This is a genomic window from Alphaproteobacteria bacterium, from assembly GCA_035625915.1.
In the GTDB taxonomy this organism is placed as follows: Bacteria; Pseudomonadota; Alphaproteobacteria; order JACZXZ01; family JACZXZ01; genus DATDHA01.
Genome location: DASPOR010000101.1, coordinates 1 through 25990 on the forward strand (window position 1 = coordinate 1; position 25990 = coordinate 25990).

23 protein-coding genes are annotated in these 25990 nt (G+C 62.8%); 4 read left to right on the plus strand and 19 right to left on the minus strand.

Features of this window, described 5'->3' with window-relative positions:
• Both VEJ16_08055 and VEJ16_08060 read right to left on the minus strand, forming a co-directional pair.
• Nucleotides 1-1169 (minus strand): M20 aminoacylase family protein (locus tag VEJ16_08055; GenBank protein ID HYB09609.1); only part of this gene is annotated, 1169 nt, incomplete at its 3' end.
• Between the two features lie 78 nt (nt 1170-1247).
• On the minus strand, nt 1248-3455 hold the full coding sequence (locus tag VEJ16_08060; protein ID HYB09610.1) for a primosomal protein N': 2208 nt from the start codon (nt 3453-3455) through the stop codon (nt 1248-1250).
• Between the two features lie 93 nt (nt 3456-3548).
• Between VEJ16_08060 and fsa the strand changes: the two genes are divergently transcribed.
• The 3 genes from fsa to VEJ16_08075 are packed head-to-tail and all read left to right on the plus strand — an operon-like array spanning nt 3549 to nt 5882.
• Complete coding sequence (gene fsa / locus VEJ16_08065; GenBank protein ID HYB09611.1) at nt 3549-4241, plus strand: fructose-6-phosphate aldolase; 693 nt, start codon at nt 3549-3551, stop codon at nt 4239-4241.
• On the plus strand, nt 4228-4947 hold the full coding sequence (locus VEJ16_08070; GenBank protein ID HYB09612.1) for a DUF484 family protein: 720 nt from the start codon (nt 4228-4230) through the stop codon (nt 4945-4947). The genes fsa and VEJ16_08070 overlap by 14 nt, the downstream gene beginning before the upstream one ends.
• Entirely contained in the window at nt 4926-5882 is a 957-nt protein-coding gene (locus tag VEJ16_08075) for a tyrosine recombinase XerC (protein HYB09613.1), read from the plus strand. Before VEJ16_08070 ends, VEJ16_08075 begins: the two co-directional genes overlap by 22 nt.
• 14 nt (nt 5883-5896) lie before the next feature.
• Here VEJ16_08075 and VEJ16_08080 read toward each other — a convergent pair whose 3' ends face one another.
• From VEJ16_08080 to VEJ16_08130, 11 genes are all read right to left on the minus strand, one after another.
• On the minus strand, nt 5897-6337 hold the full coding sequence (locus VEJ16_08080) for a hypothetical protein (protein HYB09614.1): 441 nt from the start codon (nt 6335-6337) through the stop codon (nt 5897-5899).
• Entirely contained in the window at nt 6334-6960 is a 627-nt protein-coding gene (locus VEJ16_08085) for a DUF5671 domain-containing protein (GenBank protein ID HYB09615.1), read from the minus strand. Before VEJ16_08085 ends, VEJ16_08080 begins: the two co-directional genes overlap by 4 nt.
• Nucleotides 6961-7278: 318 nt before the next feature.
• Nucleotides 7279-8052 (minus strand): hypothetical protein, encoded by a 774-nt coding sequence (locus VEJ16_08090; protein ID HYB09616.1) that lies wholly within the window; start codon nt 8050-8052, stop codon nt 7279-7281.
• A 97-nt stretch (nt 8053-8149) separates the two neighbouring features.
• The gene (gene lpdA, locus VEJ16_08095; GenBank protein ID HYB09617.1) at nt 8150-9556 is read right to left on the minus strand and encodes a dihydrolipoyl dehydrogenase; all 1407 of its coding nucleotides are present in this window, start codon (nt 9554-9556) and stop codon (nt 8150-8152) included.
• A 31-nt stretch (nt 9557-9587) separates the two neighbouring features.
• Nucleotides 9588-10943 carry a 2-oxoglutarate dehydrogenase complex dihydrolipoyllysine-residue succinyltransferase gene (odhB, locus tag VEJ16_08100; GenBank protein HYB09618.1) on the minus strand — a complete coding sequence of 452 codons (1356 nt, stop codon included), beginning with the start codon at nt 10941-10943 and terminating at the stop codon, nt 9588-9590.
• Between the two features lie 30 nt (nt 10944-10973).
• Nucleotides 10974-13865 carry a 2-oxoglutarate dehydrogenase E1 component gene (locus VEJ16_08105; protein HYB09619.1) on the minus strand — a complete coding sequence of 964 codons (2892 nt, stop codon included), beginning with the start codon at nt 13863-13865 and terminating at the stop codon, nt 10974-10976.
• 155 nt (nt 13866-14020) lie between these two features.
• The gene (sucD, locus tag VEJ16_08110) at nt 14021-14896 is read right to left on the minus strand and encodes a succinate--CoA ligase subunit alpha (GenBank protein ID HYB09620.1); all 876 of its coding nucleotides are present in this window, start codon (nt 14894-14896) and stop codon (nt 14021-14023) included.
• Between the two features lie 2 nt (nt 14897-14898).
• Nucleotides 14899-16080, minus strand: a complete 1182-nt coding sequence (gene sucC, locus VEJ16_08115; GenBank protein HYB09621.1) for an ADP-forming succinate--CoA ligase subunit beta — start codon at nt 16078-16080, stop codon at nt 14899-14901.
• Between the two features lie 92 nt (nt 16081-16172).
• Entirely contained in the window at nt 16173-17147 is a 975-nt protein-coding gene (gene mdh / locus VEJ16_08120) for a malate dehydrogenase (protein ID HYB09622.1), read from the minus strand.
• A gap of 264 nt (nt 17148-17411) precedes the next feature.
• The gene (gene zapE / locus VEJ16_08125; protein ID HYB09623.1) at nt 17412-18536 is read right to left on the minus strand and encodes a cell division protein ZapE; all 1125 of its coding nucleotides are present in this window, start codon (nt 18534-18536) and stop codon (nt 17412-17414) included.
• Between the two features lie 43 nt (nt 18537-18579).
• On the minus strand, nt 18580-19326 hold the full coding sequence (locus VEJ16_08130; GenBank protein ID HYB09624.1) for an SDR family oxidoreductase: 747 nt from the start codon (nt 19324-19326) through the stop codon (nt 18580-18582).
• A gap of 213 nt (nt 19327-19539) precedes the next feature.
• On the opposite strand from VEJ16_08130, the gene VEJ16_08135 reads away from it, so the two are divergent.
• Complete coding sequence (locus tag VEJ16_08135) at nt 19540-19746, plus strand: DUF6494 family protein (protein ID HYB09625.1); 207 nt, start codon at nt 19540-19542, stop codon at nt 19744-19746.
• Between the two features lie 5 nt (nt 19747-19751).
• On the opposite strand, the gene VEJ16_08140 is transcribed toward VEJ16_08135, so the two are convergent.
• The 6 genes from VEJ16_08140 to VEJ16_08165 all read right to left on the minus strand — a co-directional run.
• Complete coding sequence (locus tag VEJ16_08140; GenBank protein HYB09626.1) at nt 19752-20375, minus strand: FMN-binding negative transcriptional regulator; 624 nt, start codon at nt 20373-20375, stop codon at nt 19752-19754.
• Nucleotides 20376-20420: 45 nt separating this feature from the next.
• Nucleotides 20421-21197 carry a succinate dehydrogenase iron-sulfur subunit gene (locus tag VEJ16_08145; protein ID HYB09627.1) on the minus strand — a complete coding sequence of 259 codons (777 nt, stop codon included), beginning with the start codon at nt 21195-21197 and terminating at the stop codon, nt 20421-20423.
• 67 nt (nt 21198-21264) lie between these two features.
• Nucleotides 21265-23055: a succinate dehydrogenase flavoprotein subunit gene (gene sdhA / locus VEJ16_08150; GenBank protein HYB09628.1), complete on the minus strand. Its 1791-nt coding sequence runs from the start codon at nt 23053-23055 to the stop codon at nt 21265-21267.
• On the minus strand, nt 23055-23444 hold the full coding sequence (gene sdhD / locus VEJ16_08155) for a succinate dehydrogenase, hydrophobic membrane anchor protein (GenBank protein ID HYB09629.1): 390 nt from the start codon (nt 23442-23444) through the stop codon (nt 23055-23057). The genes sdhA and sdhD overlap by 1 nt, the downstream gene beginning before the upstream one ends.
• The gene (gene sdhC, locus VEJ16_08160; GenBank protein HYB09630.1) at nt 23444-23839 is read right to left on the minus strand and encodes a succinate dehydrogenase, cytochrome b556 subunit; all 396 of its coding nucleotides are present in this window, start codon (nt 23837-23839) and stop codon (nt 23444-23446) included. Before sdhC ends, sdhD begins: the two co-directional genes overlap by 1 nt.
• Before the next feature lie 1846 nt (nt 23840-25685).
• On the minus strand, nt 25686-25990 hold a 305-nt coding region (locus VEJ16_08165), incomplete at its 5' end, for a hypothetical protein (protein ID HYB09631.1).

Genomic DNA, 25990 nt, shown 5'->3' on the forward strand with positions numbered 1-25990 from the left:
CAGGGCTTTGGCAGGAATCGCTCCACGAGGAGCGTCCAGTATCGCATCCCCGTCGGAATGCAACGGTCGTTGAAGTCGTAGCCCGGATTGTGAATCATGCAACCGAGCTCGCCCGCCCCGTTGCCGATCAGGAGATAACAGCCCGGCCGTTCCTCGAGCATCATGGCGAAATCCTCGCTTCCCATGACGGGACGCGCGTCGGTGACGACGTTCTCCGCACCCACCAGCTCTCTGGCGACGCCGCAGGCGAAGGCCGTCTCCTTTTCGGTATTGACCAGGACGGGAAATCCCTCGTGGTAATCCACTCTGGCTTTGGCGCCGTAGCTTTCCGCTTGCGCAGCGGCGAGTGCGGTAATGCGCCGGCGAAGCTGCTTGCGCACTTGCGCATCGAGGGCGCGAATGCTGAGCCGCATTGTTGCGGTCGCGGGAATCACGTTTGGCGCTTCACCCGCCTTGATGGCGCCAACGGTCACGACGGCGGCTTCCTGGGGATCGACGTTGCGCGCGACGATCGTTTGAAGCGCCATGACGATGCTCGCAGCGACGACAACCGGGTCGACCGCCTTCTCCGGGAAGGCGCCATGCCCGGCAACGCCCTCGATGGTGATTTCGGCGCGGTCGGCCGACGCCATGAACGGCCCGGCGCGAAAGACGAGCTTGCCCTCGGGATAGCCGGGCATGTTGTGCATCGCAAAGATCGCGTCGCATGGGAAAAGCCGGAAGAGGCCGTCGTCCAGCATCTTGCGCGCACCCCCTCGGCCCTCCTCGGCCGGCTGGAAGATAAGATGCACGGTGCCGTCGAAGTTTCGCGTCATGGCAATATGCTTGGCCGCCCCCAACAGCATCGCGGTGTGCCCATCGTGCCCGCAGGCATGCATCTTGCCGTCGTGCTTGCTTGCGTAGGCAAGGCCGGTCGTCTCCTGAATTGGAAGCGCATCCATGTCGGCGCGGATGCCGATCCGTTTCGTGCCCGCCCCGAGCTTGAGGGTGCCGACGACACCGGTCTTGCCGAGACCGCGATGCACGTCATAACCCCAGGCTGCGAGGCGTTCTGCCACAAGATCGCTCGTCAAGATCTCCTCGAACCCAAGCTCGGGGTGCTCGTGAATGCGATGCCGGATTTCCACGATTTCCGAATCGAAACTGTTACTGGCGACTTGGACGTTCATAACCTGCCTCACTCGATCGCACTCCCCCTTCGGGAGTCGGTCCTGGTTGGAACGGGAAATTAAAGATCAATCGGCGCGCTAAAGGAAGCTGTAGGGATCGATGTCGACTTGAACACGCACACTCGACGGCACCTCGACCGAATCGAGCCAGCGCCGCAGGTAGGCCTGGATATTCGCACCGCGCCTGGTTTTGAGGAGGAGGCGGCGGCGAAACCGGCCGCGCAGAAGTGCAAGCGGCGCTGGAGCCGGGCCAAGCACCTCGATCCCCTCCCCATGCGGCGCCTTGCGAGCGAGTGCCCGGGCGGTCCGATCGACCGTGTCCTCATAGGGGCCGGACACGATGAGAGCCGCGAGACGGCCGAAGGGCGGCCATCCGCCACGCTGCCGCGCTTCTGCTTCGGCCGCGAGAAAGCCCTCCCGATCGCTCCCGATGAGCGCTTGCATGACGGGATGCTCGGCCCGATAGGTCTGAAGAAAGACCCGCCCCGGCAACATTGCGCGCCCAGCACGGCCGGCGACCTGGGCAAGAAGCTGATAGGTGCGTTCCGCCGCGCGCAACTCTCCGCCGTCGAGCCCCAAGTCCGCATCGACCACGCCCACGAGCGTGAGCATGGGAAAATGATGTCCTTTGGCGACAATCTGGGTTCCGATCAGGACGTCGATCTCATGCTCCGCGACCTGGCGCACGAGTTCCGCGATCGCCTCGGGTCCGCCGAGCGTGTCGCTCGCGACGATCGCAACGCGCGCGTCGGGATGAAGGCTCCTGAACTCTTCGGCGAGCCGCTCGACGCCCGGCCCGCAGGCGGCGAAGTTCGCCGGCGCGTGGCACGCCGGACACGCCGCCGGTAGGATTGTCGAAAACCCGCAATGATGGCATTGAAGCTTGCCGGCGAGGCGATGTTCGACGAGCCATGCCGTGCATTGTGGGCACTGCATGCGATGACCGCAGCTCCGGCACAGGGTCAGGGGCGCATAGCCTCGACGGTTGAGGAACAGCATCGCCTGCTCCTTCGCCTCGAGGGTCTCGGCGAGGGCGGCGCGCAGGGTTGGCGAAAGCCACGACTGGCGGGGCGGCGGGTCGAGCCGCATGTCGATGAGCTTGATCTCCGGCAACACCGCACCACCGTGCCGGTCGGGAAGTTTCACGATCGAATAGCGCCCCTGCCGCACGTTTTCGATGGTCTCAAGCGATGGCGTCGCGGACGCAAGAACGATCGGATGGTCGCCGAGCCGAGCACGCACCACCGCCATGTCGCGCGCGTGATAAATAACGCCGTCCTCCTGCTTGAAGGAATGATCGTGCTCCTCGTCGACGACGATAAGACCGAGCCTTGGGAATGGCAGGAAGAGTGCCGAGCGCGCGCCGACCAGTACCTGCACGCGCCCCTCCGCGATCGCGCGCCAAGTGATACGGCGTTGGGATGCGGAAAGGTCGGAATGCCACTGGGCCGGCTCGACGCCGAAGCGGTTGCGAAAGCGCGCGAGCCATTGGGAGGTCAATGCGATCTCGGGCACCAGCACGAGCGCCTGACGGCCTGCCGCAAGCGTGGCCGCGATCGCTTCGAAATAGACCTCTGTCTTGCCGGAGCCGGCGACGCCATCGAGGAGTGTCACGCTGTAGCCACCTGCCTCGACGCGAGCGCGAAGGGCATCGACGGCGATAAGCTGGTCCGGTGTGTGCGCAACGCCCGCGCGCGATATATCGGGAACGTCGAAGGGGGTGCGTGCCGGCAACTCGACTTGCTCGATGACGCCCGACTGAGCGAGGCTCTTCACGACGGCTGGGCTCACGCCGGCTTCGCGAGCGAGTTCGAGCGGATGTCGCGGCGGTCCATCGGCGAGTATGGCGAGGACGCGCGCGCGACCGGGCGTCAGGCGCAAGCCCAGGGCCTCCGGTTCGCCCGCCGCCCGACGATAGGCGATTTGCGCCTTTGGCGACTCGAGTGCGGCGGAAACGCTCATCGCCATGCGCAGGACGGCCCCCGGAGGGGAGAGGGTATAGTGGGCGACCCATTCGACGAATCGGCGCATGACCTCGGGCATGAGGGGTGCGTCGAGTCGCCCGAGAATGGGCTTGAGCCTGTGGGAACCGACCTCCCCCGTGGCTTCGCCCCACGCGACACCGATCACCTCGCGGCTACCGAGCGGAACGCGCAGGAAATCGCCGGATGCCGGCTCGATGCCGTCGGGGATCGCGTAATCGTAGGCGCCCGAAAGGGGTAGCGGCAGGAGGACTGCAAGGCGGCGCTCGGCGCCCATTACCGCCGCCCGGATGGTGTTTTCCATGGCCATTGTCTATACACTAGTGAGGGTGCGGCCGCAGGCCAAGCCGTACAGACGGTAAAGTGCGGCCCCGACGAAACGGAAGGATTTGCCAGCATGAAGTTCTTCGTCGACACGGCGGACTTGAACGAAATTCGCGACTTGGCCTCGACGGGGCTGCTCGACGGTGTGACGACGAATCCCTCGCTCATCGCCAAAACCGGCCGCAAATTCTTCGATGTCGTGCAGGATATATGCGCCATCGTCCCTGGGCCCGTGAGCGCCGAGGTGACGGCGACCGACCATGCGACCATGCTTGCCGAGGGCAAGCGACTTGCGCGGCTCGCCAAGAACATCGCGGTCAAGGTGCCGCTCACCATCGACGGGCTCAAGACCTGCAAGGCACTCTCCGACGAGGGCACCATGGTGAACGTCACCCTGTGTTTCTCGGCCGCACAAGCAATCCTCGCCGCAAAGGCGGGGGCGGCGTTCGTTTCGCCCTTCGTCGGCCGGCTTGACGACATCGCTCAGCCCGGCATGGAGCTCATTCGCGACATCGTCTCGATCTACCGCCAATATCCCGCCTTCAGGACCGAAGTGCTGGTCGCCTCGGTGCGGAATCCGGTTCATGTCGTCGACGCGGCCCGCATGGGGGCGCATGTGGCGACTTTACCGCCCACGGTGCTGCGCCAGCTATTCGTCCACCCCTTGACCGAAAAGGGCCTCGCTCAATTCCTCGCGGACTGGGCGAAGACAGGGCAGTCGATCCTCGGACCGGAACAGGGACCGCGCGCCGTTGCAAAAGCCTAATGAACATTCCAATGCCGCACCCGCCGAGAGCCTGAACGCGGCCCAGGTTCTCGATTTCCTGCGCGCGCATCCCGATTTTCTCGGCAAGTACGCGGAGGTGCTTGCACCCCTTCTCAGCCCGGAGCGGTCGAGCGGCGATCACGTCGTCGACCTGCAGCGCTTCATGGTCGAGCGGCTCAAGGCGCGCAGCCGCGAGCTCGAGGACGAACGCGAGCAGATGGTGGGACTGGCCCGGCTCAATCTGAAGAGCCAGACGCGCGTTCACCGCGCGGTACTCGCACTCATGAGCGCTCAGAGCTTCGAGCATCTCATCCAGGCCGTGACGATCGACCTTCCGGTCTTCCTCGGCCTCGATCTCGCGAGCCTTTGCATCGAGACGACCGGTGCGGCACCGACGCATAAGCAAACGGCGGGGGTGCGCGTGATCGATGCCGGCGCCGTCGATCGTCTCCTCGGCCCGGCTCGGGACATGCTTCTGCGCCCAAAGGTGCGGGGTGACGCCGCCCTCTTCGGCGCGGGTGCGACACTCGTGCGCTCGGATGCACTCCTGCGCCTCAAGATCGGCCCCTCAGCACCGGCGGGCCTCCTCGCACTCGCCTCGCGCAAGGATGGCCGCTTCCATCCCGGACAGGGAACGGAGCTTTTGAGCTTTCTCGCCCGCTCGATCGAGCTCAGCATCAGGACATGGCTGGACCTGCCCCTTTAGCGGCCGAAGCCTTCAATGCGGCGGCGGACCTGCGCGCTGCGATCATGCAGTGGCAAAGCTGGCTTGCGAACGAGCGGCGTGCCTCGCTCCACACGGTCGAGGCTTACGGGCGCGACATGGCGGCGTTCGTTGCCTTTCTGGTCGAGCATTTCGGCGGCCGCCCGAACCTTGCCTCACTGGAACGACTCCGCCCGGCCGATCTGCGCGCATGGCTCGCGCATCGGACGATGGACGGACTTGCGCGAACTTCGACGGCGCGCGCCCTTTCCGTCGTGCGGGGGTTCTTCCGCTTTTGCGAGCGTAACGATCTCGCCCATTCGGCAGCCGTGGGTGCGGTGCGAACGCCGAAACTGCCGAAAAGCGTTCCCAAGGCCTTGACTGTCGAGGATGCCGGTGAGGCGATCGACAAGGTTGCCGTCCTCACTCGCGAATCCTGGATTGCGCGCCGCGACGTTGCGATCCTCACCCTCCTTTACGGCTGCGGCCTGCGCATCGGCGAAGCGCTGGCGCTCAAACGGCACGAAGCGCCCAAAAGCGAGGCCATGCGCGTGCTTGGGAAGGGACGGAAGGAGCGCGTGGTGCCCGTGCTGCCGGTCGTGCGCGACGCGATCGCGGATTACCTCGCGGCGTGCCCCCACGATCCAGGCCCGATGGGGGCACTCTTTCTCGGTGCACGGGGCGGTCCGCTCGATCCCGCAATCGTGCAGAAGCAAATGCGCCGCCTGCGCGCGTGGCTCGGCCTGCCGGATACGGCGACCCCACACGCGCTCCGTCATAGCTTCGCAACACACCTCTTGGCGGCGGGTGGGGATTTGCGCACGATCCAGGAACTCCTCGGCCATGCGTCCCTCTCGACAACGCAGCGCTACACCGAGGTCGAGGCCGAACAGCTTCTCGCCATCTACGAAAAGGCGCATCCCCGGGCACGGGGGTGAGCGATGCTACGCGCTCACTTTGCGCCGGCGTGAAACGTGAAACACTGCCGCCCGCGGCTGTGATGCCAGAACGGCGAGGCCGGGGGAACGTAGCTCGGCCCATTCATGTTTGCGTCGGCATCGTTGGACTCAGTGCCGAAATTGGCACAGAGGTCGTATGAAACTTCGTCCCTCACTTTATATTCGTACGGCTCACCAGATACCGGGTCCTTGAGGATCAAGGATTGCCATCCCGACCGCTGCACCATGACCAGGCTCTCGGGTAAAGCCTTGTTGCGATTTTGGTAGCTTTGAATCGCGGCCAAAATTAACGTAAGGTTTACAACTCTTTGCTGATCGAGGCGGCCAAGCCGCTGTTCGCCCGGCGTGCCAATCGCGAAGAACCCGGCGATAACGGCCGCCACTACGACGACCGTTGCAGCACTCGAAAAAATCGACGGCGCCCTCATCGTCACTCTTCCTCCTCGCCCTTGCGAATGTCCCATAGGAAATATCCGAAGGCACCGCCAGCAATGACCGCCACGGTGAGGACTTTGAGGACGAATCGAAGAGTGAGTTCGCCGCCGAGGGCGTCATAGACAAGCACGATCACGTCGGTGGCGAGCGATGTGACCGCGATAAACAGGGTCAAATAGGTCAGCCATTTCCTCGGCCGGGACGCTCGCTTGGTCGGGTTCTTCGAGATCGATCTATTGGCGACGCGGAAGCTGAAGAGGAAAAGCGGAAACGTGACGATCAGCGTCGCAATATCCAGGCGAAGCGAATTGGTTGACCCAACCGCATGCGAAAGCGGGTCCGGAAACGCGCGATCGATGAATTCGAAGATCAGCGCACCGAGATGGTAGGCGGTCACGTAAAGGGCCACGAACATCACGAGATAGAGGAACGTCTCCCGCGCCGAAAGGTAAGGCTTTGGTTTCGGCACCGGAATCGGAAAGTCCGATTCGGCGAAGGCACCGAGTGCTGCCCGAGCGTTCGCGTCATCCCAGCCGGCCTTTCGCAAGGCAGCCAATATCTCGTCGCGCCGAATGCCCTTGATGAGAGCCTGACGCGTGACCTCAAGAAGCTCCGCGGTCATACGTTGGCCTGCAATTTATCCGAGAGGTGGACAAGTCAGGGTTTGTCGTTGCCGGTGGAAAATCTAATGCAAGTTGTAGGATGGTACGACATTGCCTCCGACCGCGCAAGAATCCGTTAGCCGCCCGAAGTTTCCCTCATCCTTCGAGACGCACTCTTCGAGTGCTCCTCAGGATGAGGATATGGTTTGTGTCTCCTCATCCTGAGGAGCCGCGTCTTCGCGGCGTCTCAAAGGATGAGGGTATGGCTTGTGTCTCCTCATCCTGAGGAGCCGCGTCTTCGCGGCGTCTCGAAGGATGAGGTAACGATGCAAACGTCCTCATGGCGGCGCAATTGCCGCGACTGAATTGCGTCCGGCACTGCACATCTGCCGGATCGCAATCACCCAGTCGTCTGCCTCCCGGCGCTGATCGCCGAACGGAAAAACGAGGCGAGCGGGCACCGATGACGCGTCGGCCAAATAAGAAATTTCGAGAAACGCTGTTTCAATTACTTTCGATATCGATTTCGAGCGGCTACCGCCAATGAGGCCAAGACCAAACGAAGAAGAGCCGAAAAAATAACCGAGGCTCGCGCCGTGCTTTGTCTTTGTCTCGACGGTTTGCTCTCGCTCGATTTTGGCATCGAGGATTTGGTGTGGGCGGAGCATAAGGCTGCGATATCCCGTATCGGGCCCCTCGACGAACAAGATGCGCTGCGCGGGGTCAATCGCGATTAACGCAGGAAGCGGCGTTTCCCACGATTGCCATTTCACCAAAGACATGGATCGATTGGCTATATTGCGCATCCGGTCGAAACAAGATCCGAATCTAATCGCGCGCATAGGGCTGAATACGAAGGCACTGATCATGGCGCCGCCAAACTTATATATGAGAAAGAACGCCACGATGAGTCCAAGCAATGGATTCAAGATGTCGTGGCTCTCGCGGAATACGGCGATCCCTAACGAACCCCAAATGATGAGCAGGATGACTTTTACAATTCTCTCCAGCTTGACCTGCGAGTGGACGGTATTCCTAGTTTCGTAGTCGTCATAGACGGAGATTTGACCCGCACCCGGCGCGGCTCGAGTCATCACTTCGGCGTTTTCCATTTTGTTTCTCTAATCGAGAGACTATCGCAAAAGTTGCATTGGCGCCCGCATAATAGCGTCGCGCTTTCTGGTCGTTAAGCAGATAATGGTACGAATTTCAGATATGTATTGCGCGGCCGGCGACGGCGAGGGCGGCTTCCTTGACCGCTTCGTTCAACGTGGGATGGCCGTGGCAAGTGCGCGCGATATCTTCGCTTGAGCCGTCGAATTCCATTGCCATGACCACTTCGTGGATCAGCGTTCCCGCATCCGCACCGACGATATGGCAACCGAGCACCCGGTCCGTCGCGCCATCCGCCAGGATTTTGACGAATCCCTCAGTCGTCGCGGCCGCACGCGCGCGCGCATTGGCGGTGAAGGGAAACTTTCCGACCTTGTAGGCGATGCCTGCCGCCTTGAGCTGCTCCTCGGTCTTGCCGACGGCCGCGAGTTCGGGGGCCGTGTAGACGATGCCGGGAATCGCGTCGTAGTTCACGTGGCCCTTCTGCCCCGCGAGAATCTCTGCAACCGCAACACCCTCGTCCTCGGCCTTGTGCGCGAGCATCGCACCGCGGATCACGTCGCCGATCGCGTAGATGCCTTTAACGTTGGTTTCGAAACGATCGTCGACCGTGATCATGCCGCGATTGTCGAGGGCTACACCGCACCGGTCGAGGCCGAGGCCGTCGGTATAAGGCCGCCGACCGATCGAGACGAGCGCGATGTCGCCGTCGAGCGGTTCGGCCGACCCACCCGCGGCGGGCTCGAGCGTCAGCTTGACGCCCGTCGCCGATTTCGTCGCTCCCGTCACCTTGGTCGAGAGGCGGAACTTGAGCCCTTGGCGCTCGAGAATGCGTTGGAACTGCTTGCCCACTTCCGCATCCATGCCCGGCACGATGCGGTCGAGGAATTCGACGACCGTGACCTCCGCACCGAGCCGACGCCAGACCGAGCCCATTTCGAGGCCGATATACCCACCACCCACGACGATGAGGTGTGCCGGAACCTTGTCGAGCAGGAGCGCACCCGTGGAGGAGACGATCTGCTTCTCGTCGACATCCACCCCGCGCAAGGGCATGGAGTCGGAGCCGGTCGCGATCACGATGTTCTTTGCATTGAGTGCGGCGCTGCCTCCATCGGCAAGGGCAACCTCGACCGCACCCGCGCGCGGAATGCGGCCAGTACCCCTCACCCAGGCGATCTTGTTCTTCTTGAACAGGAACTCGACACCGCGCGTATTGTCGGCGACGACCTTGTCCTTGTGCTTCATCATGACGGGAAGATCGAGCTCCACCCCGCCCACCTTGACGCCGAAGACGCCGAGCCCGTTCTTGGCCTCGTGGAAATGCTCCGTCGCTTGAAGGAGGGCTTTCGACGGAATGCATCCGATGTTCAGGCACGTGCCGCCCAGTGCCGTTCGCTTATCGACGCAGGCGACCCTCATGCCGAGTTGTGCGGCACGGATTGCAGCCACATACCCGCCCGGGCCGCCGCCTATCACTATGACGTCATACGAGTCAGCCATAATAGTAACCCGATAAGATCGATGACCTCGGTTACATATCGAGGAGGATGCGTTCCGGGTCCTCGATGCATTCCTTGACGCGCACGAGGAACGTCACCGCCTCGCGCCCATCGACGACACGATGATCGTAGGACACGGCGAGATACATCATCGGCCTGATCTCGACCTTGCCCGCGACCGCCACCGGCCGGTCCTGGATCTTGTGCATGCCCAGGATCGCCGACTGGGGCGGATTGAGGATCGGGGTCGAGTTGAGCGAGCCGTAGATCCCGCCGTTGGTGATCGTGAAGGTGCCGCCCGTCAGGTCCTCCATCGTGAGTTTGCCGTCGCGCGCGCGCCTGCCGAGTTCCGCGATATCCTTTTCGATTTGCGCGAAGGATTTCGAATCGACGTCGCGCACGACGGGAACCACGAGACCCTGGCCGCTGCCGATCGCAATGCCGAAATCATAGTGGTTCTTATAGACAAGATCGTCGCCGTCGATCTGCGCGTTGACCGAGGGAACTTCTCGAAGCGCGACCACGCACGCCTTGGCGAAGAACGACATGAAGCCCAGGCGAACGCCGTGCTTCTTTTCGAATGTATCCTTGTAGCGATTGCGCACCGCCATCACCGGACCCATGTCGGCCTCGTTGAAGGTCGTGAGCATCGCGGCGGTGTTCTGCGCCTCCTTGAGGCGGACGGCGATCGTCCGGCGCAGGCGAGTCATGCGCACGCGCTCCTCGCGCGGGGCTTGGGCCGCCGGTCGCATCGCCGCTGCGGGCGGTGGGGCCGCGGGTGCGGCAGCAGGTGCGGGAGCGATCGGGGCAGGTGCCGCTTTCACCGGTGCGGCCGGCGCCGGTGCGGATGGCGTCGGTGCGACTGGCGCCGATGTGGCTGGCGCAGGTGCCGGGGGCTTTTGCCGTGCTTCGAGATAGGCGATCACATCGCCCTTGGTGAGCCGGCCGTCCTTTCCAGAGGTGGGAATCTTCGCGGGATCGAGGCCATTCTCGTCGACGAGTTTGCGCACGGCGGGCGCTAATTGGTCGAGTGCGGCCGGGGCGGCCGCTGTTGCAGGTGGCGTTGCGGGGGCAGGCGGTGGTGCGGCCGCAGCGGCGGGCTTCGGCACTGCCGGGGCCGCTTTGGGGGGCGACGCCTTTATCGCCGTCCCGCTTTCGCCGACGACGCCGAGGATGGCGCCGACGGCCACGGTGCTGCCATCGGCGGCTTTGATCTCGGCGAGCATTCCCGCCATGGGGGAGGGGACCTCGAGCGTTACCTTGTCGGTCTCAAGCTCGACGAGCGGATCGTCGGCCGCCACGGAATCGCCCACTTTCTTGAGCCACTTCGAGACGGTCGCCTCGGTCACCGATTCGCCGAGCGCTGGCACCACGATATTCGTCGGCATTGTCGACCTCTTTCTTGCTCCGAAGTGCGGTCAGATCGTCAGCGCTTCGTTGACCAGTTTCTTCTGCTCCTGCATGTGACGGGCATGGTGGCCCGTGGCCGGCGAGGCGGACTCGGCGCGGCCGGCATAACCGAGATGCGGGCGCGGCACGCCGATCGAAACCAGGAGATCTTCCATTCGCGGCTTGACGAACGTCCACGCCCCCATGTTCCGGCTCTCCTCCTGGCACCAGACGAACTCGGCTTGTTTGAAGCGCGACAGTTCGACCGATAGCGACTTGACCGGGAAGGGGTAGAGCTGCTCGAGGCGCAGGATGTAAACCTCTTTGAGCTTGCGCTTCTCGAATTCCTCGAAGAGGTCGTAAAAGACCTTGCCGGTACAGAGGACCACGCGCGCGACTTGGTTGTCCGGCACGCGCGGCGGCTCCTCGTAGTAGACGCGGTGGAAGCTCGTCCCCGGGCCCATGTCGGCGATCTTGGAGACGGCGAGCCGGTGGCGAAGCAGCGACTTCGGCGTCATCACGATGAGCGGCTTGCGGAAATTCCGTCGCACCTGGCGCCGCAACGCATGGAAATACTGCGACGGTGTCGAGCAGTTGACCACCTGCATGTTGTCCTCGGCGCAGAGCTGCAGATAGCGCTCAAGCCAGGCTGAGCTGTGTTCGGGACCCTGCCCTTCATAGCCGTGCGGCAGAAGCATCACCACACCCGACATGCGTAGCCACTTGCTTTCGCCCGAGCTGATGAATTGGTCGACGATCGTCTGCGCGCCGTTTGCGAAATCGCCGAACTGGGCTTCCCACAACACGAGCGAGCGCGGGTCGGCGAGCGAATAACCGTATTCGAAGCCGAGCACCGACGCCTCGGCGAGGGGACTGTCGACCACTTCGAAGGGCGCCTGGTCGGCGGCGAGATTGCCGAGCGGCACGAATTTCGCCTCGGTTTCCTGATCGACGAAGATCGCATGACGCTGGGAGAAGGTGCCGCGGCCCGAATCCTGGCCCGAGAGGCGCACGGGCGAACCCTCGACGAGAAGCGAGCCGAACGCGAGCGCCTCGCCGGTCGCCCAGTCGATGCCCTCGCCGGATTCGATCATTTTGCGCTTCTGGCCGAGAATGCGCGCGATCTTGGGATGGATATTGAAGCCCTGCGGGTAGCTCGAAATCTTTAAGCCAATCTCGTGCAACACGCCGATATCGACGGCGGTCTCGCCCCTGCGTGCTTCCCCGCGGGCAACGTCGAGCCCGCTCCAAGCCCCTTCAAGCCAATCTGCCTTGTTGATCCGGTAACTCTTCGCCGCCTCGAAGTCACGCTCGAGCTTGGCGGTGAACTCGGCAACGAGCTTTTCGGACTCCTCGGCCGTGACCTCGCCTTCCTTTGCGAGGCTGTCCGCATAGATCTGCCGCGTCGTCGGCTGGTTCGCGATCTTGCGGTACATGAGCGGCTGGGTGAACGCCGGCTCGTCCATCTCGTTATGGCCGTGGCGGCGGTAGCAGAACATGTCGATCACCACGTCGCGCTTGAAGCGCTGACGGAATTCGATGGCGATGCGCGCGACATGGACCACCGCTTCGGGATCGTCGCCGTTCACGTGGAAGATCGGCGCTTGCACGATCTTGCCCATGTCGGAGCAATAGGGACTGGAGCGCGAGCTTGCCGGGTTGGTCGTGAAGCCGATCTGGTTGTTCACGACGAAATGGATCGTCCCGCCGACGCGGTAGTCGTGCAGCTCCGAGAGTCCGAATGTCTCGGCCACCATGCCTTGGCCGATGAAGGCGGCGTCGCCATGCATGAGGAGGCTCAAAACCTTGGAGCCGTCCGCATCGCCGCGCTGACGTTGCTTCGCGCGCGTCTTGCCGAGTACGACGGGATCGACCGCCTCGAGATGCGAGGGGTTCGACGTCAGGGAGAGATGGACCGTAATGCCGTCGAATTCCCGGTCGGCCGACGTGCCGAGATGATATTTCACGTCGCCCGAGCCCTGCACGTCCTCGGGTGTTGCGGAATTGCCCTCGAATTCCGCGAAGATCGCGGAAAACGGCTTCGCCATCATGTTGGCGAGCACGTTGAGACGGCCGCGATGGGGCATGCCGATGACGATCTCCTCGACCCCGAGCTTGCCGCCGACCTTGATGATCTGCTCGAGTGCCGGGATAAGCGATTCCGCACCCTCGAGGCCGAAGCGCTTGGTCCCGGTATATTTCTTGTCGAGAAAGCGTTCGAACACCTCGGCGGCGATCAGCCGTTCGAGAATCGCCTGCTTGCCCTTGCTCGTGAATTCCGTGCGATTGTGGCCCTCGATGCGTTCCTGGATCCAGAGCTTCTGGTCGGGGTCCTGGATATGCATGTACTCGACACCCACGGTTCCGGAGTAGGTCGAGCGGACGCGCTGCAATATTTCGCGCACGGTGGCACTCTCGAGGCCGAGGACGTAGTTGATGAAGATTGGCCGGTCGAGGTCGTCGTCGGTGAAGCCGTAGCTCTTGTAATCGAGTTCCGGGTGATATTCGCGTTTCTCGAGCCCGAGCGGATCGAGCTTCGCAATCAGGTGACCGCGCACCCGATAAGCACGGATGAGCATGATGGCGCGGAGTGCGTCGAGCTGGGCGCGGCGGATCTCCTCGGCACTCGCCGCCCGCGTTCCGAGTTGGCCATTGCCGTCGGTCGGCATATCGTCCGTCGCAGCGTGTCCGCCGTCGACGGCCTGCGCCTCTCGAACGCCGAGGGTCCGCGGCGCCCAACTCGCGCCGCGCAATTCGCCCTTGATGCTACCGGCGTCGTCGTGCAGGCCGCTGAAGAATTCGGCCCAGCTCGGATCGACGCTCGTGGGATTTTCAAGGTATCGGCCGTAAAGCTCGGCGATGAAATCGGCGTTCGGGCCGAATAGGAAGGACTTGCGGTCCTCTTCGAGGCGGTTGCTCATGGTATGACGGTTGTCCCTATTTGTCCTGCGGAGGTAACGCGGCGCCAAAGGCCCGCAATATCGATCCTTCGACCGGTGCGCCGCACCTTCGAGAATGAGCCCGGCGGTTTCGCCGATGGCGCTCCCTCTCGGCGGTGGCGCTGCATTTCATATCGTCAACGCTTCAAGACCTTTCGCATCGTGCTCCCGAGAGCGGCGGGCGATTCGGCGACGGTGATCCCCGCACTGCGCATCGCCTCCATCTTGTCCCCGGCCTTGCCCTTCCCGCCGGATATGATGGCGCCCGCGTGGCCCATTCGCCGCCCCGGTGGCGCGGTAACGCCGGCGATAAAGCCGACGACTGGCTTCTTCGCCTTGCTGCGCTTCAAGAATTCCGCCGCATCCTCCTCCGCCGAGCCGCCGATTTCGCCGATCATGACGACCGCCTCCGTCTCGGGGTCGGCGAGGAAAAGCTCCATGCAATCGACGAAATTGGTGCCGTTCACGGGATCGCCGCCGATGCCGATGCACGTGGTCTGCCCCAGCCCGGCTGCCGTCGTCTGGGCGACCGCTTCGTAGGTAAGGGTACCCGAGCGCGATACGATGCCGATCTTGCCGCGTTTGTGAATGTGGCCGGGCATGATGCCGATCTTGCATTCATCGGGCGTGATCACGCCGGGGCAGTTCGGCCCGATCAGCCGAGAGGCGGAACCGGCAAGCACGCGCTTGACCCGCACCATGTCGAGCACCGGAATGCCCTCGGTGATGCACACGATGAGTGGGACCCTCGCGTCGATCGCCTCCAGGATCGCGTCGGCGGCGAAGGGTGGCGGCACATAGATTACCGTTGCGTTGGCGCCCGTGGCCGCGACGGCCTCCGCCACCGTGTCGAACACCGGCAGATCCAGATGCTTCGTCCCACCCTTGCCGGGCGTGATGCCGCCGACCATTTGCGTGCCGTAGGCGATCGCTTGTTCCGAATGAAAAGTGCCCTGAGCCCCCGTGAAGCCCTGGCAGATCACCTTGGTATCCTTGTTGACGAGGACGGCCATGGCTATGCCGCCTCCTTCACGGCCTTGACCACCTTTTCCGCCGCATCGGCGAGGTTGTCGCCCGAAATGATGGGAAGGCCGGATTGGGTCAGGATTTTCTTGCCGAGCTCGACATTCGTACCTTCCAGACGGACGACCAGCGGAACATGGAGGCTGACTTCGCGGGCCGCGGCCACGACACCTTCCGCGATCACGTCGCAGCGCATGATGCCGCCGAAGATATTGACGAGAATGCCTTCGACGTTCGGATCCGAAAGGATGAGCTTGAAGGCGGTCGTCACCCGCTCCTTCGTGGCCCCACCGCCGACATCGAGGAAATTCGCGGGCTCGCCGCCATAAAGCTTGATGATGTCCATCGTCGCCATCGCGAGCCCGGCACCGTTCACCATGCAGCCGATGTTGCCGTCGAGCTTCACGTAGTTGAGATCGTGCCGTGCGGCCTCGCGCTCGGTGGGGTCCTCCTCGTCCTCGTCCCGGAGGTCGGCGACCTCACGATGGCGGAAGAGGGCGTTGTCGTCGAAATTCATCTTGGCGTCCAACGCGACCACGTCGCCCGCACCCGTGACGACGAGCGGGTTGATCTCGACAAGGCTCGCGTCGAGGCCCATGAAGGCACTGTACATCGCGGTCAGGAATTTGACTGCGGACGCTACCTGCTTGCCCTCGAGACCTAGGCCGAACGCGATCTTGCGCGCGTAGAAGGCTTGCAGGCCCGCCGCCGGGTCGATCGCAACCTTGAGAATCTTCTCGGGCGTCTTGGCGGCGACCTCCTCGATTTCCATTCCCCCTTCGGTCGACGCCATGAGCGTCACGCGGGAGGTCGCCCGGTCGATCAGCATGCCGAGGTAAAGCTCGCGTTTGATATCGCAACCCTCCTCGACATAGACGCGCTTCACTTCCTTGCCCGCAGGTCCCGTCTGGTGCGTGACGAGCGTCATGCCGATCATTTTCTTGGCGACATCGCGCACGTCGTCGATCGACTTTACGACCTTCACACCCCCGCCCTTCCCGCGCCCGCCCGCATGAATCTGCGCTTTGACGACCCAGACCGGATTCTGCCGGCCCTCGGCGAGGCTCTTTGCAACCTGTTCGGCCTCTGCGGCCGTATAGGCAACACCACCTTTCGGCACGGCGACACCGTATTTCGCGAGCAGCGCCTTGGCCTGATATTCGTGGATATTCATCCCTGGCGTCCCTCAATCACGGAGCGAATTCGCGCTTGCGCGTGGCGATCCCGTTCGATGCCGCAGATCGGTCGATCGCGGCGGAATTTCCTTTACGAGGCTGCCGCTTTTGCCATGATGCCCTTCGCCGCCTCGACGAGGCTTTTCACCGCGGCGACCGACTTGTCGAACATCGTCCGCTCGGCCGCCGCAAGCTCGATCTCGACGATTCGCTCAACTCCGCCCTCGCCGATGACGACGGGTACCCCGACATAGAGCCCCTTGACCCCATATTCGCCGTTGAGCATGGCGGCGCATGGAAGCAGGCGCTTCTTGTCCTTCAAGTAGGACTCCGCCATCGAGATGGCGCTTGCGGCCGGCGCATAAAAAGCCGAGCCCGTCTTCAAGAGCCCGACGATCTCGGCCCCGCCGTCGCGGGTGCGCTGGACGATCTGGTCGAGCCGCGCCTGCGAAAGCCAGCCCATCTTGACGAGGTCGGGCAGCGGAATGCCGCCGACCGTCGAATAGCGCACGAGCGGAACCATCGTGTCGCCATGGCCGCCGAGGACGAAGGCGGTCACATCGTCGACCGAAACCTTTAGTTCCTGTGCGAGAAAGTAGCGAAAGCGCGCGGAATCGAGAACGCCCGCCATGCCGACCACGCGGCTTGCGGGTAATCCGGTCACCTCGCGCATCACCCAGACCATCGCATCGAGCGGGTTGGTGATGACGATCACAAACGCCTTGGGCGCATGCTTTTTGATGGCATTGCCGACCGTCTGCATGACGCCCGCGTTGATGCCGATCAGGTCGTCGCGGCTCATGCCGGGCTTGCGCGGAACACCGGCGGTAACGATGATAACGTCTGCACCCGCGACAGCACCGTAGTCCGTCGAGCCGCCGTAACTCGCATCGAAACCCTCGACCGGCGAGGCCTGGGCGATGTCGAGCGACTTGCCCTGCGGCAGGCCGTCGACCTGGGGGATATCGACGAGAACAACATCGCCGAGCTCCTTCAATCCGGCGAGAAGCGCCAGCGTGCCGCCGATCTGGCCGGCACCGACGAGGGCGATCTTGCTGCGTGCCATCGGAAAAACCCCTAGATCTAGGTGAAGTCTTGATATGCCGCTTGCGCGCCGCACCATCGTTCCGGAGCAGCCCGGAACCGGTCACAGCCAGCATCGAGATATGTTTGAGTAGCCCGATTTTAACCGAAGGGCAAGGGGCACCGGACGACACAAGAGGGCCGGAAAGCGTCCGATTTGTGACGTTTTGGAACGGTCGATCTAATTCTTGGGGCGCGCACTATTGGGGTAAATGCCAATATCGGCACCAACGGCGAAGCCTCTCGCTTACGTCAAATGGGCCTGTTCGAGGTATTCAGCACTCTGCATCTCGATAAGCCGCGAGGCGGTACGGCGGAAGAGGATGGCCACCTTGCCGGCCGGGCAAATCTGGTCGGGCTCCGCCTCGGCGGCGCAAATGAGGTGCACGCGATGCTCGTATAGCTCGTCGATGAGAGTGACGAGGCGCTGCGCCTCGTTGCGCCTTTCGGGCGTCAGCACGGGAATGCCGTCGACGATCACGGTGCGAAAGTGTTGGGCGATTGCCAGGAAATCGGCGGGACCGAGCGGGGATTGGCAAAGCTCGTCGAAGGTGAATTGCGCAACCCCCTTCGCGGCTCGACGAACCGTCAGGTCACGTCCATGGAAGGTCAGGACTTCCGGTTTTGCGGGTGCTCCGTCAGCGAGCACGGCAAAGGCCGAATCGAGTGCCGCGGTCGCGGCTGGGCCGAGGGGCGTGTGGTATGTGCGCATCCCCCTTATGCGCCGCCGGCGCCAGTCGATGCCACCTTCGAGATGGAGAACGTCGAGCTTTTCCTTGAGGAGTGCAATGAAGGGCAGGAAGAGTTCGCGCTGGAGCCCATCCTTATAAAGATCGTCGGGCGCGAAGTTCGACGTCGCCACGACGACCACACCCGATTCGAGGAGCGCTTCGAAGAGGCGGCCGAGGATCATCGCGTCCGCGATGTCATTGACTTGGAATTCGTCGAAACAAAGTAGCCACGACTCCTCAGCAAGTTCGGCGGCGAGCGGGCCGATCGGCTCGCCCGCGACGGCTTGGCGAAAACGGTGCATGCGCTCATGCACGTCGAGCATGAAGGCATGAAAATGCACGCGCCGCTTTCGCTCGACATCGGCATGTTCGAAGAAGAGGTCCATGAGCATGGATTTGCCGCGCCCGGGATCGCCGAAAAGATAGAGGCCTTGGGGTGGCGTTTCCCGCCGCCGCGCAAGACCGAGGCGCGCCTTCCAGCCAGACCCGTTTCCGCCCGGGCGATAGCCCGAAAGTGCCTTCGCCAGGCTCTGGAGCTTCTCCGCCGCAAGAAGCTGTGCCGGATCGGGATCGAGCTTTCCCGCTTGGCGCAGTGCCCGATAGGTGGCCAAAGGCCCTGGCGAGCTGGGTCCGTCGATCATCGATAAGGTGCAGCTATGAAGGATTCGAAGTTTTTACTGCGCGTCAACGCCCGCCCGACACCCGCACGCTCGTGCCGACGACATAGGAGGCGGCGTCGGACAGGAGCCACATGATCGCTTCGGCAACCTCCTCGGCGCTGCCCCCGCGTCCGATCGGCACCATTGGCCCCATTTGCTTCAGTCGATCGGGCAGTCCGGAGGAGGCGTGGATCTCGGTGTCGATCAGGCCGGGTGCTACCGCGTTGACGCGGATGCCCTCACGAGCGACTTCGCGGGAAAGGCCGATCGTCAGCGTTTCGATCGCTCCCTTCGAAGCGGCGTAGTGCACGAATTCGCCCGGCGAGCCGAGGAAGGCCGCCATCGAGGAGAGGTTGACGATGGCCCCGCCCCTGCCGCCGCGCGCCGTCGACATGCGCCTCACGGCCTCGCGGGCAGCAAGGAAGGCGCCGAGGATGTTGATGTCGAAAACCTCGCGCAAGGTCTCGATCGGTACGTCGGCGACCCTGCTCGCCTTGCCGACAATGCCGGCATTATTGACAAGACCCGTGATCGGTCCGAGCTTCCCCTCGGCCTCATCGAAAAGGCGGATCACGTCCGCTTCCTTTACGACGTCGCCCTGCACCGCGAGTGCGCGCCCACCCCTCTCGGTGATCGCGCGGACCACATCCGCGGCAGCCCGTCCATTGACACGGTAATTGATGCATACGGCGTAGCCGCGCTCGCCGGCCATGCGCGCGACCGCGGCGCCGATGCCGCGGCTTCCTCCCGTGATGACAAGCGTGCCGCCCATGTGTTCCGTCCCCCGATGCGTCAATCCGCCGTGACGAGATAACCTTCCCGGTCGAACTCGGCAAGCAGTGCGGCGTTATCCACCCGCATGCGTCCCTTCCGCGTGAAAACGAGCGATGCCGGCTTTTCGGCTCCGACCTCCCGCCGCCGGCCATGGCCCCGAAGTCGATGTTGGGGTACCGTTCAGCGCCGGATAGCCATCAAGGAGGCAGGCATGGATGAAGATGTCTTCAACATGGAAGTGCGCAAGTTCCTCAAAATCGTGGGTGTCACCTCGCAGCGCGAAATCGAGGACGCCGTGCGCAAAGCGCTCGCCGCGAAGAAGCTCGGCGGCAAGGAAGCGCTCAAGGTCAGAGCCGTGCTCACGATCGAGAAAGTGGGCTTGAGTCACGAGATCGAAGGCACCATCAAGCTCGCGTAAAGCATTCAGGGTTCAAGCGAGAGCATGAGTTCCGCCACTTCGTGGGCCATGGCGTCGTCGGTCGACTGCAAGCCCGCGATCGTCCCGCGCCTGTCCGCCTCGCTCTTGATCTGGTTGAGCTTGTATTTGCCCTCGATGCGATCGATCGGCATTTCGAACGCGATCACCCCGCGCCGCATGGTCTCGAGATAACTTGGCGATTGGCCCGAAAGCTGCCACGGCCGCTCGAACCCACTCTCGTAGAGTTTCACCATACGATCGAGGAGGGCGTGGACCACGGCCTGATCCTCGGTGGCGCGCGGTGTGCCATAGGCGTGCACGGCGGTATATAGCCAAGTCGGCACGACGTTTGGACGATTGTACCAAGTGGGCGAGACATAGGCATGCGCACCCGTAAAGATCGCGAGTGCCGGCGTCTTGCCATCGAATGCCCCGCCATGGGGATTGGCGCGTGCGACGTGGCCCACGATGGTGCCATTCGGCCCGCGATCGCGATCGACCAGAAGTGGCAAATGCGTGGCAAAGGGAGCCCCAGCGACCGTCCCGAAGAGGACTGCGAAGCTATTGCGCTCCATGAAGTCGTGGAGGGTCGGCAGATCCTCCACCTCGAAGCCTTTCGGGATGTACATCGTTTCGCGTCTCCGTTTGCATCCGTCGCTGGAGCGAAGCCGCCCTCAACGGCGGGCCACCATCATCATCTTGATTTCGGCGATCGCCTTGGCGGGATTGAGGTGTTTGGGGCAGGCTTTGGCGCAATTCATGATCGTGTGGCAGCGGTACAGCCGGAACGGGTCTTCGAGCTGATCGAGCCGTTCGCCCGTCGCCTCGTCGCGGCTGTCCAACAGCCAGCGATGCGATTGCAGGAGTGCCGCCGGTCCAAGATAGCGTTCGCCGTTCCACCAATAGCTCGGACAAGAGGTCGAACAGCATGCGCAGAGGATGCACTCGTAAAGACCGTCGAGCTTGGCGCGATCATCGGGCGTTTGAATGCGCTCCCGATCCGGCGGCGCTGTGCCGGTCTTGAGCCAGGGTTCTATCGAGGCGTGCTGCGCGTAGAACTGCGTCAGATCCGGCACCAGGTCCTTGACCACGGGCAAGTGGGGAAGCGGGTAGATCTTGACGTCGCCGTTCACATCCTCGATCGGCTTGAGGCAGGCAAGCGTGTTCGTCCCGTCGATGTTCATGGCACACGAACCGCACACGCCCTCTCGGCAGGAGCGGCGGAAGGTCAACGTGCTGTCGATCTCGTTCTTAATCTTGATCAGGGCATCAAGCACCATGGGTGCGGTATCCGCGAGGTCGAGGGTATAGCTGTCAAGGTGCGGATTCTCGCCGTCATCGGGCGACCAGCGATAAATCTTGAACGTCTTGGGCCGCTTCGGATTCTGAGGTGCGGGATGGGTTTTCCCCACGCGGACCTTCGAATTGGCGGGCAATGAGAATTCGACCATCGAACCTTTCCTCTTCGTAATGACTTCCTACGCCAGCTCTAGCGCGCGGCCCAACGGGTGCATCGCCTCAATAGACCCTGGCCTTCGGCGGGAAGGACTGCACCTCGTTCGTCATCGGCTGCATATGCACGGGCCGATCCGAAAGGCGCACCTTGTTCTTATCGTTGAGCCAGACGAGGCTGTGCTTCATCCAGTTCACGTCGTCGCGGTTGGGGTGGTCCTCGCGCGCATGAGCCCCGCGACTTTCGGTCCGTGCTGCGGCCGAGGCGATCGTGCACATCGCCTGGGTGAGCAGGTTGTCGAGTTCCATCGTCTCCATGAGATCGCTGTTCCAGATCATCGAGCGGTCGCTGACCTTGAGGTCGGCGAGCTTGGCGACGCAGTCCTCGATTTTCTTGACCCCGGCCGATAGCACCTCACCGGTGCGGAATACCGCGCAATCGTTCTGCATCACCCGTTGCATCTCGAGTCTCAGCTTGGCCGTGTGCGTGGAGCCGTCTGCATGACGCAGGCGATCGATGCGCGCCAGCGAAGCGTCGCCCGCACCCTTGGGCAGCGGACGCCGCCGCTCGCCCGCGGCCACAAGCTCGGCGGCACGGTTAGCGGCAGAACGCCCGAACACCACGAGATCGAGAAGCGAGTTCGAGCCCAACCGATTGGCGCCGTGGACCGAGACGCACGCCGCCTCGCCGATCGCCATGAGGCCGTGCACGACGCGATCGGGATCGCTGTCGACACGGGTGAGAACCTCGCCGTGGTAATTCGTGGGAACCCCGCCCATGTTGTAATGGCAGGTTGGCAACACGGGTATCGGCTCCTTCGTCACGTCGACGCCGGCAAAGATCTTCGCGGTCTCCGAAATGCCGGGGAGCCGCTCATGCAGGACCTTGGGATCGAGATGCTCGAGATGAAGGAGGACGTAATCCTTGTTCGGTCCGCACCCGCGCCCCTCGCGGATCTCGATGGTACTTGCGCGGCTCACGACGTCGCGCGAAGCGAGATCTTTTGCGTGGGGGGCGTAACGCTCCATATATCGCTCGCCGGCCGAATTGGTGAGATATCCACCTTCGCCGCGCGAACCCTCCGTGATGAGACAGCCCGCACCGTAAATCCCTGTCGGGTGGAATTGGACGAACTCCATGTCCTGGAGCGGCAGGCCCGCGCGCAGGACCATGGCGTTGCCGTCGCCCGTGCAGGTGTGCGCCGAGGTGCAGGAGAAATAAACGCGCCCGTAGCCGCCGGTCGCGACAATGACGAGGGCGGCATTGAAGCGGTGGATCGTGCCGTCGTCGAGGTTCCAGGCCATGACGCCGCGGCAAGCGCCCTCCTCGTCCATGATGAGGTCTGTTGCGAAATACTCGATGAAGAATTCCGCCTCGCGCTTCAGCGCTTGGCCGTAAAGGGTATGGAGAATAGCGTGGCCCGTGCGATCGGCCGCAGCACACGTGCGCTGGGCGATGCCGTCCCCGAATTTTGTCGTCATGCCGCCGAAGGGACGTTGATAGATCCGGCCTTCGGGTGTGCGGGAGAACGGCACGCCGTAATGTTCGAGCTCGATCACCGCGGGAATCGCCTCGCGGCACATATATTCGATGGCGTCCTGGTCACCCAGCCAGTCGGACCCTTTGACGGTGTCGTACATGTGCCAGCGCCAGTCATCCTCGCCCATGTTGCCGAGGGCAGCACTGATGCCACCCTGTGCGGCGACCGTGTGGCTGCGGGTCGGAAACACCTTGGTGACGCAGGCAGTCTTGAGCCCCTTTTCGGCGATGCCGAGTGTAGCGCGTAGCCCAGCGCCGCCAGCGCCGATCACCACGACATCGTAGTCATGGTCGACGATTTCGTACGCTTTTGCCATCAGCCGTGGACTCCGAATGCGAGCTTCAATACGCCGAAGATAGCCCCCGCCGCGAGCAACACCGCAAGGAACTTGACGCCGATAATGCTCGCAAGCTTGCGCCCTTCATGGTGCACGTAATCCTCGATCACGACTTGAAGCCCAAGTTGGGCGTGATGGAACGCCGTTGCGATCAGGACGATCGACAGGACGGCGTTGAGAGGATGCGCAAACCACGCGGCGACGACGTCACGGTCGGCACCCGTGAGCTTCACCATGGCGTAGATGAACCAGAGCGACAGCGGGACGAGCGCCAGTGCCGTCAGCCGCTGCGCCCACCAATGCTGAACACCCTCCTTGGCGGAACCAAGGCCGCGAACGCGGCCGAGCGGGGTACGAACGCTCGACATCACGACCCCCCCATCGCCGCGTAGCCGGCGAACCACGCGACGAACGTCAACACCACCGATGCCGCGACCACGAGCCAGGCACTCCGCTCCGCGTCCTTGAGCGCAAAGCCCCAGCCCACGTCCCAGGCAAGATGTCGAATGCCGTTGGCAAGATGGTAGAAAAGCGCCCATGTCCAGCCAAACAGCACGAGCCGCCCGAGAAACGATCCGATGAAATACTGAACGGTCGCAAACCGCGGCGCGCCGCTCGCCGCCGCGGCGATCCACCAGACGAGCAGGATCAATCCCAACGAAAGTGCTATCCCGGTCAGTCGATGAACGATCGACAGCACGGACGACCATTGCGGACGATAGACCTGAAGGTGCGGGGAAAGCGGCCTGTTGTGAGCAGTCATCGCGATGCCTTGGCCTTATGCGCGAGGTGGAGGGATGTCGTAAACTCGATGACACGCAAAAGCAGATTGCAAATGCAGATATCGATTTGCGCCAATGGGTGTTCTAGGCCCCACCCCGCAGGGAGTCAATCTTCCGGGCGGAGACTGATGCGACTTGGTTTTTTGACCAATGTGCATAAATTGGGGGAAAAACTGTGCGGTAATTGTGTGAATCCGGGCGTTTTATTCACAAGTTTTTTGCATAATATTTAACTTCTTCATTGCTCCTTTTGTTTTCTGTCGGCACGATATTTTGCGATGCTGAGGGTGACGGGTCGGCGGCCACTGTCGTATTTCCGCCTCAGCCTTCGGGCAAGTCGGGATGACGCAGGGTTATGCCGGGCCGAAGCGGACGCCGCGCCACGGCGACGCTGCCTGGAGTTCAAGGTGGCTGTGAAGCCGCCGGGAGGCTTCAGCAGCAAGCACGCGCTCTCCTCGCCCGGGAGAACGTGCGTGTTTGTGGGGAGAGATTCCGGTGCGCGAGTGCTGGAACCGGCTCGCAGCGGAGCAAGTGACGGCAAAGCGCTGGAAGATGCCGGCCCAGATCCTGCCCGGAGCAGGGCTTCGCATCCTGGCGCATTGGCCGATGGTGCTTCTTCGTGAGGTTCGATCGGCCAGCGAAGTAATGTCCGCTGTCGCTCTCGGCGTCGGGGGTCCGCCCAGGCCCCGGCGGCGTCGGCTGTGTTCCGCCCGGACACTTGAGCGCAAGCGAACCTTGCGCCACCGACGCCGCCTTCATTTCACGAGAAGCCCGGGGCGTCGGCTGTGTTCCGCCCGGACACTTGAGCGCAAGCGAACCTTGCGTTGGCGATGCCCGCCTCATTTACAACAGAACGTATATATGGATCGCGCACGTGAGTGCTGCGTCGGTTGATCTTGCGCGCGATTTCAGCATTGCGGATTTTCGTCAGAGATTTGACAGCGCATATCCGTCGAACGTTGCCGACCGTTGCGGTCGTCGCATGACGTTACCGTTTCGTTCAATGCGTGGAACGAACGCGCGACATTTCCAAACCGCGTCGGAAGCAGTTGGAATTAAATGCAACTGAGCCGCATCCGATCTTCGGTCGTCAACGGCGGTGGATAAAATTGTGGATGGGTTGTGGAGTCGTTGTGCGAAATTGTCAAAACTACTCACAGAAAAATTGCATTGCTAAGTACTTTTTTATTGATCGCTAAAATAAAACGCGCCACGATTTGATTGGCACGTAAAGGGTGTCGAAGTGCGCCATCCAAAGCAATGCCGGCTGGGGTTCCTCGGAATTTCACTCGGCGGAGCGAGGAGGGTGGCTTCGGGGAGATGAAGGTTCTTCGGAACTTTCACCACCCGGCTTCGGCGGCAGGGGTTCTTCGGAGCATTTGCCGCTATGCGGGAGGTTCAACTCCCGGTCGGCCGGAATCGTTCCCGGATCGGCGTCGGTGGCTTTCGGGCCGACGGGGCCGTAACGGGGGGCGCGGGGGCCTTCGGGAACCCGTTGTCTTAGGCGCGAAAATCTTCCCGCAAGGGAAGAGGGACGCGACGGGCGGTACCGGACCGATCGTCGAGTTAGCCGGCTGCAGGCGATCCCTCGCGAGGGGGATACGGTCCCTCCGCCAAGCGAACGTCCCTTAACGGGGACGGGCCCGTGCGGAGAAGGCCGGAAGCCGAGCCGCTTTTGAAATGCCACGGAGCTTCGGCTCCTGAGGCGTCGGGAGTGTCCCGCCCGGACACGTAGCGTGGGTTTTCGCTTACGCTCCCGACGCCTCGCTTATTTGCGGCGTCCCATTTCTCGCCCGCCCAAGGCACTCACGCGCGCAGCACGGAAGATCACCCCCGGCGCGGTATCAGCACCGTGTAGTCGAAATCAAGCACGATCGATGGATCGAATTCGCCGCCCGCGCCTTTGTCCGGAAAATCGGCGCAGGGCCGGTCCTTGGCGGCAAGGGTGCGCACGCGTAGCGCGCCGATGTCGCCTCGGCCCGGAATCTCCCAGCGCGCCAGAATTTCACTCCACGCGTAGAGCGTGTCGCCGGCGAAGGTCGGGTTGACGTGGCGGCCGCCATTGATCGCGGCAATTTTTGCCCCATTGCCGAGGCCGTTGAAGGAAAGTGCGCGCGCGAGGCTCATGACGT